Raw genomic sequence first — 712 nt, 5'->3', positions numbered from 1 at the left:
TAGGTCCCGTAGTGTAGCGGTTATCACGTCGCCCTGTCACGGCGAAGATCGCGGGTTCGATTCCCGTCGGGACCGTTTAAGATAACGGAAGTTATTTTAGACTCGTTAGCTCAGTTGGTAGAGCAATTGACTTTTAATCAATGGGTCACTGGTTCGAGCCCAGTACGGGTCATATTTGCGGGTTTGGCGGAATTGGCAGACGCACCAGATTTAGGATCTGGCGCTTAACGGCGTGGGGGTTCAAGTCCCTTAACCCGCATAATAGAAATCAGCCGGCTTAGCTCAGTTGGTAGAGCATCTGATTTGTAATCAGAGGGTCGCGTGTTCAAGTCATGTAGCCGGCATTTTTTTATATAGAATAAGAGGTCGATGCGAACGTAGTTCAGTGGTAGAACACCACCTTGCCAAGGTGGGGGTCGCGGGTTCGAATCCCGTCGTTCGCTTAGAGAGGCCGGGGTGGCGGAACTGGCAGACGCACAGGACTTAAAATCCTGCGATTGGTAACGATCGTACCGGTTCGATTCCGGTCCTCGGCATATAATGATGAGCACCCTTAGCTCAACTGGATAGAGTACCTGACTACGAATCAGGCGGTTAGAGGTTCGACTCCTCTAGGGTGCATTTTTTTATTTAACGCGGGAAGTAGCTCAGCTTGGTAGAGTACTTGGTTTGGGACCAAGGTGTCGCAGGTTCGAATCCTGTCTTCCCGATT

General features: G+C 50.7%; 8 tRNA genes. All 8 read left to right on the top strand.

Features of this window, described 5'->3' with window-relative positions:
• Positions 1–2: 2 nt before the first annotated feature.
• The 8 genes from HMPREF1115_RS10680 to HMPREF1115_RS10645 all read left to right on the top strand — a co-directional run bounded on the left by HMPREF1115_RS10680 (position 3) and on the right by HMPREF1115_RS10645 (position 710).
• A tRNA-Asp gene (locus HMPREF1115_RS10680) sits at positions 3–75 on the top strand.
• 24 nt (positions 76–99) lie between these two features.
• A tRNA-Lys gene (locus HMPREF1115_RS10675) sits at positions 100–172 on the top strand.
• Positions 173–177: 5 nt separating this feature from the next.
• Positions 178–259: transfer RNA gene (locus HMPREF1115_RS10670), tRNA-Leu, on the top strand.
• A gap of 12 nt (positions 260–271) precedes the next feature.
• Positions 272–344 (top strand) — tRNA-Thr (locus tag HMPREF1115_RS10665).
• Positions 345–371: 27 nt separating this feature from the next.
• Positions 372–443 (top strand) — tRNA-Gly (locus HMPREF1115_RS10660).
• A 7-nt stretch (positions 444–450) separates the two neighbouring features.
• Positions 451–536: transfer RNA gene (locus HMPREF1115_RS10655), tRNA-Leu, on the top strand.
• 11 nt (positions 537–547) lie between these two features.
• Positions 548–621 (top strand) — tRNA-Arg (locus tag HMPREF1115_RS10650).
• A 15-nt stretch (positions 622–636) separates the two neighbouring features.
• Positions 637–710 (top strand) — tRNA-Pro (locus tag HMPREF1115_RS10645).
• The last annotated feature ends 2 nt before the right edge of the window (positions 711–712 follow it).

It is taken from the genome of Streptococcus oralis SK610, assembly GCF_000257455.1.
GTDB lineage: Bacteria > Bacillota > Bacilli > Lactobacillales > Streptococcaceae > Streptococcus > Streptococcus oralis_CB.
This window is presented reverse-complemented; position numbering and strand designations above follow the sequence as displayed.